Source organism: Microbacterium sp. XT11, from assembly GCF_001513675.1.
In the GTDB taxonomy this organism is placed as follows: domain Bacteria; phylum Actinomycetota; class Actinomycetes; order Actinomycetales; family Microbacteriaceae; genus Microbacterium.
The window spans coordinates 3,052,179-3,064,404 of record NZ_CP013859.1 but is presented as its reverse complement, the minus strand read 5'-3'; the positions used below and the strand labels follow the sequence as shown (position 1 = coordinate 3,064,404).

Sequence of the window (12,226 nt, the reverse complement as noted above, 5' to 3'; positions counted from 1 at the left end):
CCGGGCCGGTCATGGCATGAGTCCTGCTGTGCGGAGGATCGGGGCGAGCTCGAGCAGGGCCGTGGGCAGGTTCGCCCCGGCCGGGCGCTGGCCTGCAAGCGCCCTGGCGGAGGTCGCGGCCACGTCCGGCGTGGTCTTGGCAACCCGAGCAATCACGTCCCATGCGCGCTCCCATGCCGACTCGCTCGCATCCGCGTGAACGTGGGCGACGACCGCGCCGAGCAGCGCGTGCAGGTGGTCGGGCCGGTCCGGCAGTGGCGCGTGGGGGTCGTTCAGCACCGACTCAGGGTCCGGCAGGTCGAGCGTGCGCAGCCAGGACAGCGCCTCGAAACCCGCCGCCTCTCCGACCGCACCGATCACCAGCGCGGCGATCGTCGCCTCGTCGCTGGCGTTCGCAACCCCGGCGGCCAGGCCGCGCGCCGCCATCTCCCAGCTCCGAGGGCTTGGCCAGCTCCGTCCCGCCCGCTCCGGCGAATCCGGCACGGCAAGCACCAGCTCCGGCCGGATACGAAGGAATGCACCGAGCTGCGCCTTCGCTGTCGCGATCTGCCCGGACGTCGGCGCGGCGACAGAGGCGGCATCGGCGACGGCGAACCCGTGAGCGAATCCCTCAGCGACCGCGGCGGCCTCGATCTGCCAGTCCAGATGGACGAGCCGGTTCGCCAGCGGCGCAGACAGCTCCCAGCCGTCAGCGGCGATTCCGGGCGGGTTCGCTGCGGCGACGATACGCACGCCCTCCGGGAGCACAAGATCGCCCACAGCGCGTTCCAGGACGACGCGGAGCATCGCGGCCTGCACCGCGGGCGGTGCCGTGGTCAGTTCGTCCAGAAACAGCAACCCGGATCCTGAAACGGACAGCCGTTCCGCCCATCGTGGCGGCGCGAACCAGGTCCCGTCATCGCGGATGACGGGAAGACCGGAGAAGTCGCTCGGTTCGCGGATCGAGCCGACCACCACCTCGATCGGCATGCCCAGCTGCTCAGCAAGCGCCACGACGGCGGAGGTCTTGCCGGTGCCTGGCGCACCCCACAGCAGGACAGGGAGGTTCGCCCTCACCGCCAGTGAGAGCGCCGAACGCACGGTCTCGTTCTTGGTCATGAGGTCCTCCTTCATATGCGCGCGGGCAGCACGAAGCCGCCCGTTTTCGGGTGTGCTGATCTCCGGCGGCTGAGGCTGCTGCTCGCCGCCTACGGATGGGGTCGGCTACCCGCCTATTTCTGGCTGCCGAACAGACCTCTGCCGCCGTACTTCTTGTGGATGGCCTGCTTGGACACGCCCAGTACGGCCGCGATGTCGACCCAGGTCGCTCCCTGGTTGCGGGCACGGCGCACCAGCACCGCCTCCACACGCTCCATCTCCTTGCGAACCTGCACGGTCGCATCCAACCCGACCAGCGGGTCCTCGCTCGCCGTCGCCCGGGCTAGCGCCGTCAATTGCTCCACGTCCATGTGGTCAACCATAATTGACCGCTTGGCCGAAGTCAACCTGGATTGACCGGTGCGCCGGGCGTGGAGGGCTGCGCTCGGCATGGAACGGTATCGACCGGGACGCCGACCCTCCGCAAAGTCGACGTCGAGCGCTTCTCCGACGCAGGCCCTCGCCAAGAGGGCGGCGGCCACGACCTCAGAGCATTTCGGGCGAGGATGCCAAGTCACCACAAAGTCCGAAGCCTGGACGAACAAGCACAACTCTGGCTCGTCAGAGCATTGAAGGCTCAGTAGACCACTCCATACGGTTGCTTTGAACATCACGATCGAACGTGGAATATCGCCAGGGGCAGCACGCCGAGCCGGCAGACGCGGCGGCCTCCCGGACACCGGCAATCCACCAGAAGAAGGAGACACGGCGTGACAGACCGAAGCTCAAGCCCACTCCCCGAAATCGTCGTGGACGAGTTCGGCGACCGCAATGGGACACCCGTCCTCCTGCTCCATGGAGGTGGAGTCGCCGGGTGGATGTGGCGACCACTGATCGAGCAGATGAGTCCCGGATACCGACTCCTTGTCCCGGACCTGCCAGGGCACGACCGCAGCGCGCACGCAGACTACGAGTCGCACGAACGGACCATCGAGGCGCTCGTGGAAGCGCTCGAGCACCGTCAGGTCCGCCCGGTCGCGGTCGTCGGCTTCTCGCTCGGCGCGCAACTCGCTGTGCTCCTCGCCGTCCGCCGCCCTGACCTGGTCTCGCACGTCGGGATCATCAGCGCCCAGGCAGAACCATCGAGATGGCCGAACGCGACCCTCGCACTGCTGCGAACGGCGGCGCCGCTTGCGAAGCGGGAGTGGTTCGCGCGAGCACAGGCGAAGGAACTGTTCATCCCCCCGACCCTGTTCCCCGACTACCTCAGAACCACTCAGAACCTTTCGACACGGACCCTCTTGGCGTCGGTGGGCGAGAACATACGGTTCACAATCCCGCCGACGTGGGCCTCATACGCAGGCAGAACTCTCGTCCTGGTGGGCGAGCGAGAACGAGCGATCATGGCCCGCTCGGCGCATCACCTCACCCGTTGTCGAGCCGATGGCGAGCCTGAAACCATCGCCGAGTGTGGTCACGGAGTTCCGCTCCAGAAGCCACACTGGCTGGCAGACCGACTACAGGCTTGGCTTGCCTGATTGGGTTCACGCCCGACGGCGGTGCCTGAGGCAAGATCGAGTCCCTGTATTCAGCGTGATTGCGTCCGTAGCATGACGCGGAGAGCTGTCACCGCCTGAATCGGCAGGACGCCGTTTCCAAGCGCAGCGAGTTGCTGGTTGTCGGTCAGATCGTGGGACGACTCGGTGACCCAGCTGGGCTGACCCCGTTTCGTAGGTCCGGCGGTTCTGAGAGTCGTCCTGTTGCCCGAGGGTTCGGGCAGGGAGACTGGTCAGATCATGTCGAACAGCAGGAAGCGTCACACCCCGGAGCAGGTCGTCCGCAAGCTCGGGCAGGCCGACAGGATGCTCGCCGACGGCGCGGATGTCGCGGCGGTGTGCCGGGAGCTCGGGGTGTCCGAGCAGACGTACTACCGGTGGCGTAACCAGTACGGCGGGTTGAAGGCCGACGACGCGAAGCGCCTGAAGGAGCTCGAGAAGCAGAACGCGACGCTCAAGCGGCTGCTCGCCGAGGCGGAGTTGGAGAAGTCCGCGCTCAAGGAGTTGGCTGAGGGAGACTTCTAGGCCCGGGCAGGCGCCGCGCTGCCGTCGCTCACCTGATCAGGACACTGCAGGTGAGTGAACGGATGGCGTGCCGTCTGGTCGGGCTGTCCCGCTCCGCGTACCGGCGGCCGCTCAAGGGCGACACGACCGCAGACCCGGACCGGGCGTTGCGGGACTGGCTGCGTGCCTGGGCGAAGAAGCACCCCCGCTACGGGTACCGGCGCGCGTATCACGATGCGCGCGCCGAGGGGTGGGTGGTGAACCACAAGAAGATCCAACGCCTGTGGCGTGACGAAGGGCTCCGGGTCCCGTAGCGGCGTCGACGCAATCGCGTCGGGTCCTCGACCGTCGACGCGCCGACGGCGGACGCGCCGAACGTGGTGTGGGCGGTGGAGCCCGTTTCTGATGACTTTCGCGGATCCTCCGGTCGGGGCCGGATGCCCTCCGGTCGGGCGGGATACGGGTCGAAGAGCTGCCCGCGATCACATCCCGCTGCAAGGTCGTTGGCGAGCCAGTGTGCCAAGAAACGGAAGTCTCGTGCGCCGTGATCTGGCGGCGCGACGCTTCCGCCTTTTCTCGAGCCGGGTCCGTTGAGCGTGCGATAGCCTAAGCGCAGTCCGGCCCTTGCGCTGAAGCAGTGAAGTAGCGACACCGACACGCGGATCACCGAGATCGCCGGCGAAGGAGGGTCCTGTGACTGCCACCCCGCCGCACGACGATCGATCCGACGAGGTCGGGCTGGAACCCGTTGAAGCTACCACCGTGCACGGGATCGGTGATCCCGACGAGCCGAGCGAATCGAGCGACCCGAACGGTGAGTGGTGGATCGACGGGCCGATCTTCTCGACCGCGCACAGCGGTTCGAGCATCACCTCCCTGAGGCCTGGCGCTCGACCCGGGCGCTTCACCGCGAGCATGATCGCCCGACTCTCCTTCGCGTTCCTCTTCTGGATCGGTTTCGCGTTCCTTGCCCTGCCGAGGATCGTCGACCCCATCGCGGCACCGGCAGTCGAAGCCCTTGCCACGCAATGGTGGTGGTACGTCGTCGTGGTCCTCGCAGTGATCTCGATGGTCGTGCTCGGCCCGACCTTCGGGTTCACGAGGCGTGCCACGGCGCAGTACGGACAGCTCGGACTTCCGGCAGTCGCCGCGGCGCTCGTCATCACGGCGGCCGTCTTCATCGCGCTTCTGCTCCATCTCGCGATCGGCATCGACTACATCAGGCACGCACCCCCGACCGTCGAGTACTGGGAACTGCCCGACACCGGGATCCTCCTGATCTTTCTCGCCGTCGCCGGGGTGGGCGCGCTCGGGCTCCTTGTCGCTCTTCCGTTCTCCATCCGTTTCGCCGTGAAGACGCAGCGGACGATCGTGGCGATCCGCAGGACAGGCACGCGCTACGCCGGACGGCTCGAGCATCTCGATTTCCGACACCGCCGGATCAGCCATCTGAGCCAGTTCTCCGTCCGCGTCAGCTTCGGGACGCCGGATGCGCCTCGCGTCGTCACCGCGCAGATGCAGGCGGATCCGGAGCGGGTGCCGCTCGTGGGCGAGCCTCTGCTCGTCATCGTCTCGACGATTCCTGGGCGAAGAGGTTCGCGTGAGCAGATTCTCATCGAACCCGATCCGGACCGGCCCATGCGCTTCGACCCCGACAGCGGCAAGTACGTCGTCACCGCGGACGGGGGCGGTGGCTGAGGTCAGGGATGGAGAACCTGGACCTCGGTTGCGCTGCGCACAGCGTTTCCGCGGGAAGGCCTGCACCTGGTCACCCCGAAGCGACCCTGTCCAACGAGATCACGTGATCCGGCCGCCATTGCTCGGCGTCGCGGTGTGTCACGATCACGACGGTGCCCGTCAAAGCGCGGACAGCGTCTGCGATGTGGGATTCCGTGCCGACGTCGAGTGCTGACGTCGCTTCGTCGAGTATGAGGATCGGCGCGCGCTTCAAGAATGCGCGCGCGACGGCGACACGTTGCCGCTCCCCACCCGACAGGGAAGCGCCGTTGGCGCCGACGTGCTGGGCGAGACCCTCGGGCGCGCGCTCGATGACCGCACCCAGCCGGGCGGCGTTGGCTGCTTCGAGAACCCGGGCGTCGGAGGCAGTGGGGTCGCCGAGCCGAATGTTCTCCTCCAGAGTCCCCGTGAACACCACCGGGTCTTGCGGGACATAGGCGACGAGCGCGGCGAGCTGGGCGTAGGGCATCTCGGCCAGCGGCACGCCGCCCAGAGTGATGCGGCCGCCGTCCGGGTCGTCGAACCGCATGAGAAGGCCGAGCAGTGTGCTCTTACCGCTGCCGGAAGGTCCCGAGACGAGCACGGTGGTGCCGTAAGGGATCGACGCTGTGACGCCCCGCAGTGCAGGGGTGCTGGTGACGTCGTCCAGCTCGATATGGAGGTCGCCGCGCACGCGTGACGCTGGTGCGGCACTCTCAGCGAGCACCGGCGCCGTGGTGACCGCGGCATAGTCGCGCAGATGAGCGCGGAGATCGTTCGCCGAGACGCCCAGGACAGCCAGGGACTCCAGCGGTCCCGCGGCGCGGAGGACGAGCAGGATGATGCTCAACGCGGTGGCCGACTCGACCTCGGCGGTGGCGAGGGCGCAGACCACGCCGGCGAGGGGGATCAGGCCCGCCGCTCCGGAGGCGAAGGTCGCGGCGGCTGAGGCCCTGTTCGTTCGCGCGAGGGCCGAGCGCTGCGCGGACCAGGATGCGCGGAGCCGTTCCGTGGCGCGCGCCGGTCCCGCGGCCGTGCGCAGCAGCTCGAGGTGATCGACGAACTCCAGGCTCGCTTCGGCGACGTCGTGCTCGGTCGTGTTGCGAGCTGCGTCGGCCCGCGCGAGCGCCCGTTGAGAGACGGCCTGCACGCCGAGCGAGACGGCCAGCAGCCCGGCGATGAAGAGCATCGCCCGCCATCCCGCGATGAGTCCCACCGCCGGGAGAAGCAGCAGCGGGATCAGCGGAGCATGCACGAACATCTGCAGTCCGTGAGCCGGAAGGCTCATCATCGCCGGAATCGAGCGCCCCGCGACCGTACCGGCTCGTGTGCGGTTGCGCTCCGTGAACCAGGAGAGCTTCGTGCGTGCGAACGCACGGCCGAGCCCGGCGTAGAGGTCGCCCGTCAGGCGCGCGCCGGCGAGGTATCCCGCGCGCTGCACGAGAACCGTGATCACCACGGCGGCAGCGCATGACAGGGCCACGGGCCACGGCCCCCAGGCCCCGGCGATCGCGACGGCCAAGATGCTGTATGCCCCGGCTTCGGCGAGGGCGACGAAGGCCCAGCCGAGCGAGACGCCGACGAGGCGCCGTCGCGCCGGGCCGGGCAGCGCTCGGAGGTACGGTGTCCGTGGGTTCCTCATGACATGTCTCCTGCGTTCATCAGTCGAGCTGAGCGGGTTTCGGGATCGAGGATCAGATGGTGGTCAGCGCGGGACGACAGCGCCGGGTCGTGGGTCACCATCACCAGCGCCGTGCCAGTCGCTGAGGCGAAATCGCGCAGCTCCTCCAGCACTCGGCCGGCGGTGCCCCCGTCGAGCGCGCTCGTGGGCTCATCGAGCAGCACGATGCTCGCGGAACCGAGGAACACTCGCGCGAGGCCCACACGTTGCCTCTCCCCGCCGGACAACTGGGCCGCGGGCGTTGCCGGGTCGACGTCGAGCTGAGCTCTGCGGAGCGCGGCGGCGATCTCGGCGTCGGTCGCGCACGGCGCCGACAAGCTCAGGTTCTCCCGGATGCTGCCCGGAAGCGCGTCCGCACCCTGAGGGATCAGCAACACCGGTTCGCCGCCCTCTTCGCCACCGTCCGCGCCTCTGGGGCCGCCGGTCGACCTCGCGTTCATCCGGATCGAACCGGCGGTGTGCGCCTCGAGACCTGCGAGTACGCGCAGCAGAGTGCTCTTGCCGCTTCCGCTCGGACCCGTGACGACCGTCAATGCACCGGCAGCGGCCACGTCCACGGAGAAGTCGTGCAACAGCCGCCGCTCGCCGTGGGCCACCGTCACTCCCCGGAGCGCGATGCGGGCGTCGGGGACGGCGGCTGCGGGCCCCTCCGCTGCCGTGCCATCGGCGAAGACCGGGGGTCGCGGACGAATGTCCTCGACCGTGGGCTCGCGCAAGAGCGCGGCGATCCGCTGCGCCGCAGCGCGGCCGGCGTGGACGTAGTCGAGCCCGTGCCCCAACCGAAGCGCCGGCGTGACGATCGCCATACCGAACAGCAGCATCGCACCGAGCACGACCGGTTCTCGTCCGTAGCCGAGGAGGAACACGATCGCGTACGTCGCGACCGGTTGCAGCAGCGCGGCCGCGATGCTGCCTGGCGTCGCGACGCTGCCGACCCACGAGACCATGCCCCTCGTGAACGACGCGGTCGCGTCGGCATACCGCGCCGCAGCGCCGGCCTGGTCGGAGTAAATGCGGCTGATGCGGATGCCGCGGGCGTAGTCGTCCACGGCGGTGACGATCCCGCTCATCACCTGCGCGGTGCGTTCTCCGTGCCTGGCGGAACTGCGGGGCACCACGAAGAGGTAGTAACAGGAGGCGAGCACACCCGGAACGAGGACGAGCAGCGCCGCCGGCCCCGCGATGGCGACCAGAACCGCCACACTCGCGGCAGGGACGACGATCATCGTCGCGATCTCCCCTGGCAGATGCGCGATGGCATGATGCAAGGCTGCGATGTCCTCGCCGACCAGCCGTCGCAGCGCATCCGTTCCGTACCGTGCCAGCGCACTCATCGGCATCCTTATGAGGTGCTCTGCGGTCCGCAGCCGAAGGCGCGCCGAGACCGCGGCTTCTCCGTGATGGGCCAGCCATGCCGCCACGGCTGCGAGTGCGGCGGCGGCCATCCCGCTCGCGCACACCCGAAGGACGCCGTCCCATCCGGGGGCTCCGATCACCTGGATGGTGAACCACAGCATGGCGACTCCGGCGAGTCCGCTGACGGCCGCGGCCATCACGGCGCATCCGAGCACGAGAGCTGACGGGCGCAACGCGTCCGCGACAGGGGACATGGCCGACGTGTTCTCAGGCACGGGGACCTCCCTCAGCCGGATCGTCGTCTCGACGGCGCCCGAGCGGAACGACGAGCGGGGTGCCCGCCACCGGATCCTCGACGATGCGGCAGGCCAGCCCGTAGACACGCTCCACGAGCTCGGCGGTGATGACGTCTGACGGCGTTCCTTCGGCGACGATCGCTCCGTCTTTCATGGCGATCAGATGAGTCGCATACCGTGCTGCCTGATTCAGATCGTGCAAGACCGCGACAAGCGTGCGGCCCTGCGCCTGCAGATCTGCGAGGAGCTCGAGCAGGTCGATCTGGTGCGCCAGATCGAGGTAGGTCGTCGGTTCGTCCAGCAGGAGGATGTCGGTCTTCTGCGCCAGTGCCATGGCGACCCAGACGCGCTGACGCTGACCGCCGGAGAGCTCGTCGACCAGGCGGCCGGAGAGCTCCCCGACTCCCGTCGCCGCCATGGCCGATGCGACCGCCGCGTCGTCGGCCGCTGTCCACCGCTGGATCAGTCCCTGGTGAGGGTAGCGGCCCCGGGTCACGAGATCGGCGACGCGGATGCCTTCCGGGGCCAGCGACGACTGCGGCAGCAGACCCAGGCGCTTGGCGACCAGTCTGGCTCCGAGTCGGTGGATGTCCTGCCCGTCGAGGACCACCTGTCCGCCGCGCGGCCTGAGCAGCCGCGACAGCCCCCGAAGCAGCGTCGACTTCCCGCACGCGTTCGGACCGACGATCACGGTGAACGATCGGTCGGGGACCGCGACCGAGAGGCTGTCGGTGATGACCCGATCGTCGTAGCCGATGGTCAGGGAGTGCGCGCTGAGTCGGGACAGCCCGGCGGCGGCATCGGATGCGCGTGAGACGGATCCTGTTTCGGTGGGTGACGGCGCGGTTCTGGAGAGTGTGAAGGAGGCGGGTGGATGCGTCATGCGTGTCTTCTCGTTTCGTGGATCAGGAGCCAGATGAGGTACAGGCCGCCCAGCAGGATCGTGAGCAGCCCGACCGGAACCGGCCGGAACACCTGTGCGATTCCCTGTGACAGTGCGTGCGCAGCGGCGAGCAGCGCGGCTCCCATGAGCGCAGAAGCGGGAACCGTGACCCCTGGGCTGCCGGTCAGGCGGCGTGCCAGCTGGGGTGCGGCGAGTGCGATGAAACTGATCGGGCCGGCGGCCGCCGTGACGACCGCGGTCGTCGCGGCGCCGGCGACCAGCAGCGCAGGACGGATACGTGTCGGGTTGACACCGTGCGCCGTCGCCGCGTCATCGCCCAGCTCCAGCTGACGCAGCCCGGGGGTGCCGAGGGCGACACCTGCGAGCAGGACCGCGCCGACGGCGAGCGATGGCACGAAGGTGGCGCCGTCTACGCGGGTGAGTGAGCCCGCCGCCCAGAAGCCGACCGACATGGCGTCGTCGATGTCGGCCCGGGTGACGAGGTAGGCGTTGATCGCGACCAGCATCGCCGAGACGGCGATGCCGACGATGATGAGGCGGACCCCCTGGACTCCGCGCCGGTACGCGAGCGCATAGACCAGGATGCCCGTGAGCAGGCCGCCCGCCAGCGCGGCGCCGGCCGTGGCCCAGTAGCTGTGCGTGCCCACGACCAGCGTGACGACGACGACCCCGAAGTATGAACCCGCGTCGAAGCCGATGACATCCGGTGACCCCAGGGGATTCCGGGTGAGCGACTGGAACAGCGCACCGCCGACCCCGAGCAGGGCGCCGAACAGTAGGGCCGCGGCGGCGACCGGAAGGCGCCACTCGCGCACGATGGTCTGGGGGAAGGTCTCGCCGCGCCCCAGCAGGGCGTCGACCACCTCACCGGGGGAGAGGGGGTACTCGCCGAGTCCGAGAGCGACGCAGCCGAGTGCGAGGGCGACGCCGATCAGGACCGCGCCGACGACGGCTCCGCGCAGGCTCACCCGGAAGGCGATGCCGGGCGCGGCGATCGTGCGCTGCCGGTAGCCGAAGTCGACCGAGGGCGCAGGGGAGACCATCACAGGCCGGCCGCCTTTCTTCTCCGCACCAGTGCGATGAGCACCGGGCCTCCGAGCAGGGCTGTGAGCAGGCCCACTTCGATCTCGCCGGGTCTGGCGATGATCCGGCCGAAGACGTCGGCGATGAGCACCATGCTCGGAGCCGCCACGGCGGTGTATGCGACGATCCATCGGTGATCCGGTCCGGTGCGCCAGCGGACGAGGTGCGGCACCGCCAGCCCCACGAATCCGAGACCGCCTGTGAGAGCTGTCGCGCCGCCCGCGAGGAGCGTGATGGCAAGGAATCCGATGGCGCGAGCCCGGGCCACACCGGCGCCGAGCGATACGGCGAGGTCATCGCCCAGAGCCACGGCGTTCAGCGGTCCGACCGTGACGAGAGCCAGCATCAGGCCAAGGAGCAGGAACGGCAGGACGGAGCCCGCGTCCGCGCTGCCGGCCCGGTCCAGCGCACCCAGACCCCAGTTCTGGAACGCTCGGAACTTCTCCTGATCCATGAGCGTGAGGAACCGCGTCATGGCGCTCAGCACGGCGGTCAGCGCCACACCGGCCAGCACCAGCGTCGCGGGGGACACCGTTCCGCGGCCGCCCGACCCGATCGCATACACGAGCACTGTCGCAGCCATGGCCCCGGCGAACGCGAACCAGACGAAGCCCGAGGCGCTCATCGCGCCGAAGAGCCCCACACCCGCCACGACCGCGAACCCGGCTCCTGCGTTGATCCCGAGGACGCCGACGTCCGCGAGCGGATTTCGAGTCAGCGCCTGCACCAGCGCACCGGCGACACCGACCGCCGCTCCGGCCACGACGCCGACGACCGTGCGGGGCACACGAAGGTCCCAGACCACGGAGGCGACGTCGGACCCGTCGGGATGCAGCACCGCGAGCCACACGGCATCCGCCGAGTGCGTGCTTGCGCCGATGCTCACGCTGAGCGCGCAGGCGCCAACCAGCAGCGCCGCGAGGACCAGAAGTCCGGGCAGCCGCCCGCGGCGGACAAGATCCATCCGCGACACCGTCAGAGCACGGCCGCGATCTGCGGTGCCAGCTGTTCTGCCGCCCAGCGGTTGCCGATCGGGCCTCCGCTGACGATGGCCTACGTGAGGTCTCCGCCGTCGTCGGTCTTCGCGGGCAGCTCGACCAGGTGGCCCTTCGACACGGCGCCGAGACGCTGGAAACGGTCGCTGGAGACGAGCGCGTCGTACTCCGCATCCGTCGTGCTCACCACGCGGCCCATCAACAGGACATCCGCGTCGAGTTCTGAGACCAGCTCAGCGCTGACATCCCGGCTCGACGCGAACTGCCCGGCCCGAGGGTTCGGGACGAATCCGAGATCCTGAAGGAAGGACTCCGAAGCCGAGCCGGGCTGAGACCAGTACTGCAATCCAGTGCTCGCGCCGTACTCCATCGCCCACGTCGCGGTCAGCCCCGCGAACTCCGGGTGGTCCTCGCGCAGTTCGGTGAACCAGGCCTCATGCTCGTCGATGACCCTTTGCGCGGCGTCGGCCAGATCGAGGGCCTCGCCGAGCACCATGATCGACTCCTGCCACGGCACGGCCTGTGCGCTGTCCGCGTCAGGGTTCATCACCACCGGGGCGATGTCGGTCAGTCGTCCGTAGACGTCGCTCAACCTGAGGCCGCCGTACCCCTCGGTCCACCCCACCGCCACGATGAGGTCCGGGTCGCTGGCGGCGATCGCCTCCACCGGCAGATCCTCGCCCATGGAGACCTCGTAGGTGTCCAGGTCTTCCGCACCGTACTCGTCGAGGTATCCGCCCTCCGTCACCATGTTCGACGACAGCACCGGGGTCACGCCCAGCGCGATCAGCAGCTCGGTGTCGATCGCGTTGGGGACGATCGCGGCGACGCGCTCGGGGCGACGCTCGAGCACGGAGTCGCCGTATGGGGATTCGAGGGTCAACGGGTAGCGGGTCGCCTCCTCCGCGGCCGGTATAAGGGGAGCAGCGCTCGCGTCCGAAGGGGGCGTGTCATCCGCCGAGCACGCGGAGAGCATCCCCGCGGTCGCGGCGAGCACGACGAGCAGCGAGACGGAGCGGGACAGGGGCAGCCGAGTGGGCATGGCTTCCTTTCATGGG

At 69.1% G+C, this 12,226-nt stretch carries 10 protein-coding genes and 1 pseudogene; 3 read left to right on the top strand and 8 right to left on the bottom strand.

The window, feature by feature from the left end:
* Nucleotides 1-9: 9 nt before the first annotated feature.
* Nucleotides 10-1,158 (bottom strand): AAA family ATPase, encoded by a 1,149-nt coding sequence (locus tag AB663_RS14550; RefSeq protein WP_257720803.1) that lies wholly within the window; start codon nt 1,156-1,158, stop codon nt 10-12.
* A 53-nt stretch (nt 1,159-1,211) separates the two neighbouring features.
* A complete protein-coding gene (locus tag AB663_RS14545) occupies nt 1,212-1,448 on the bottom strand; it encodes a hypothetical protein (protein ID WP_024842381.1) in 237 nt (78 codons plus the stop codon).
* 507 nt (nt 1,449-1,955) lie between these two features.
* On the opposite strand from AB663_RS14545, the gene AB663_RS16970 reads away from it, so the two are divergent.
* From AB663_RS16970 to AB663_RS14525, 3 genes and pseudogenes are all read left to right on the top strand, one after another.
* On the top strand, nt 1,956-2,615 hold the full coding sequence (locus AB663_RS16970) for an alpha/beta fold hydrolase (RefSeq protein ID WP_232304695.1): 660 nt from the start codon (nt 1,956-1,958) through the stop codon (nt 2,613-2,615).
* Between the two features lie 258 nt (nt 2,616-2,873).
* Nucleotides 2,874-3,532 (top strand): annotated as a pseudogene (locus tag AB663_RS17225) (transposase); the annotation flags it as partial.
* A gap of 298 nt (nt 3,533-3,830) precedes the next feature.
* Nucleotides 3,831-4,835 (top strand): hypothetical protein, encoded by a 1,005-nt coding sequence (locus AB663_RS14525; protein WP_067200723.1) that lies wholly within the window; start codon nt 3,831-3,833, stop codon nt 4,833-4,835.
* 70 nt (nt 4,836-4,905) lie between these two features.
* Here AB663_RS14525 and AB663_RS14520 read toward each other — a convergent pair whose 3' ends face one another.
* The 6 genes from AB663_RS14520 to AB663_RS14495 form a co-directional block, all read right to left on the bottom strand.
* Nucleotides 4,906-6,495, bottom strand: coding sequence for an ABC transporter ATP-binding protein (locus AB663_RS14520; RefSeq protein WP_067200720.1), 1,590 nt, complete (start codon nt 6,493-6,495; stop codon nt 4,906-4,908).
* Nucleotides 6,492-8,165 (bottom strand): ATP-binding cassette domain-containing protein, encoded by a 1,674-nt coding sequence (locus tag AB663_RS14515; RefSeq protein WP_232304564.1) that lies wholly within the window; start codon nt 8,163-8,165, stop codon nt 6,492-6,494. Before AB663_RS14515 ends, AB663_RS14520 begins: the two co-directional genes overlap by 4 nt.
* Nucleotides 8,158-9,069, bottom strand: a complete 912-nt coding sequence (locus AB663_RS14510) for an ABC transporter ATP-binding protein (RefSeq protein ID WP_083511256.1) — start codon at nt 9,067-9,069, stop codon at nt 8,158-8,160. The genes AB663_RS14515 and AB663_RS14510 overlap by 8 nt, the downstream gene beginning before the upstream one ends.
* Complete coding sequence (locus AB663_RS14505) at nt 9,066-10,133, bottom strand: FecCD family ABC transporter permease (protein ID WP_067200717.1); 1,068 nt, start codon at nt 10,131-10,133, stop codon at nt 9,066-9,068. Before AB663_RS14505 ends, AB663_RS14510 begins: the two co-directional genes overlap by 4 nt.
* The gene (locus tag AB663_RS14500; RefSeq protein WP_067200713.1) at nt 10,133-11,137 is read right to left on the bottom strand and encodes a FecCD family ABC transporter permease; all 1,005 of its coding nucleotides are present in this window, start codon (nt 11,135-11,137) and stop codon (nt 10,133-10,135) included. Before AB663_RS14500 ends, AB663_RS14505 begins: the two co-directional genes overlap by 1 nt.
* An 89-nt stretch (nt 11,138-11,226) precedes the next feature.
* A complete protein-coding gene (locus AB663_RS14495) occupies nt 11,227-12,210 on the bottom strand; it encodes an ABC transporter substrate-binding protein (protein ID WP_232304563.1) in 984 nt (327 codons plus the stop codon).
* Between the last annotated feature and the right edge of the window lie 16 nt (nt 12,211-12,226).

Coding starts and splice junctions, on each gene's coding strand:
- AB663_RS14505 (WP_067200717.1), bottom strand. CDS start 10,133: ATGGTCTCCCCTGCGCCCTCGGTCGACTTCGGCTACCGGCAGCGCACG.
- AB663_RS14510 (WP_083511256.1), bottom strand. CDS start 9,069: ATGACGCATCCACCCGCCTCCTTCACACTCTCCAGAACCGCGCCGTCA.
- AB663_RS14500 (WP_067200713.1), bottom strand. CDS start 11,137: ATGGATCTTGTCCGCCGCGGGCGGCTGCCCGGACTTCTGGTCCTCGCG.
- AB663_RS14545 (WP_024842381.1), bottom strand. CDS start 1,448: ATGGACGTGGAGCAATTGACGGCGCTAGCCCGGGCGACGGCGAGCGAG.
- AB663_RS14520 (WP_067200720.1), bottom strand. CDS start 6,495: ATGAGGAACCCACGGACACCGTACCTCCGAGCGCTGCCCGGCCCGGCG.
- AB663_RS14495 (WP_232304563.1), bottom strand. CDS start 12,210: ATGCCCACTCGGCTGCCCCTGTCCCGCTCCGTCTCGCTGCTCGTCGTG.
- AB663_RS16970 (WP_232304695.1), top strand. CDS start 1,956: ATGTGGCGACCACTGATCGAGCAGATGAGTCCCGGATACCGACTCCTT.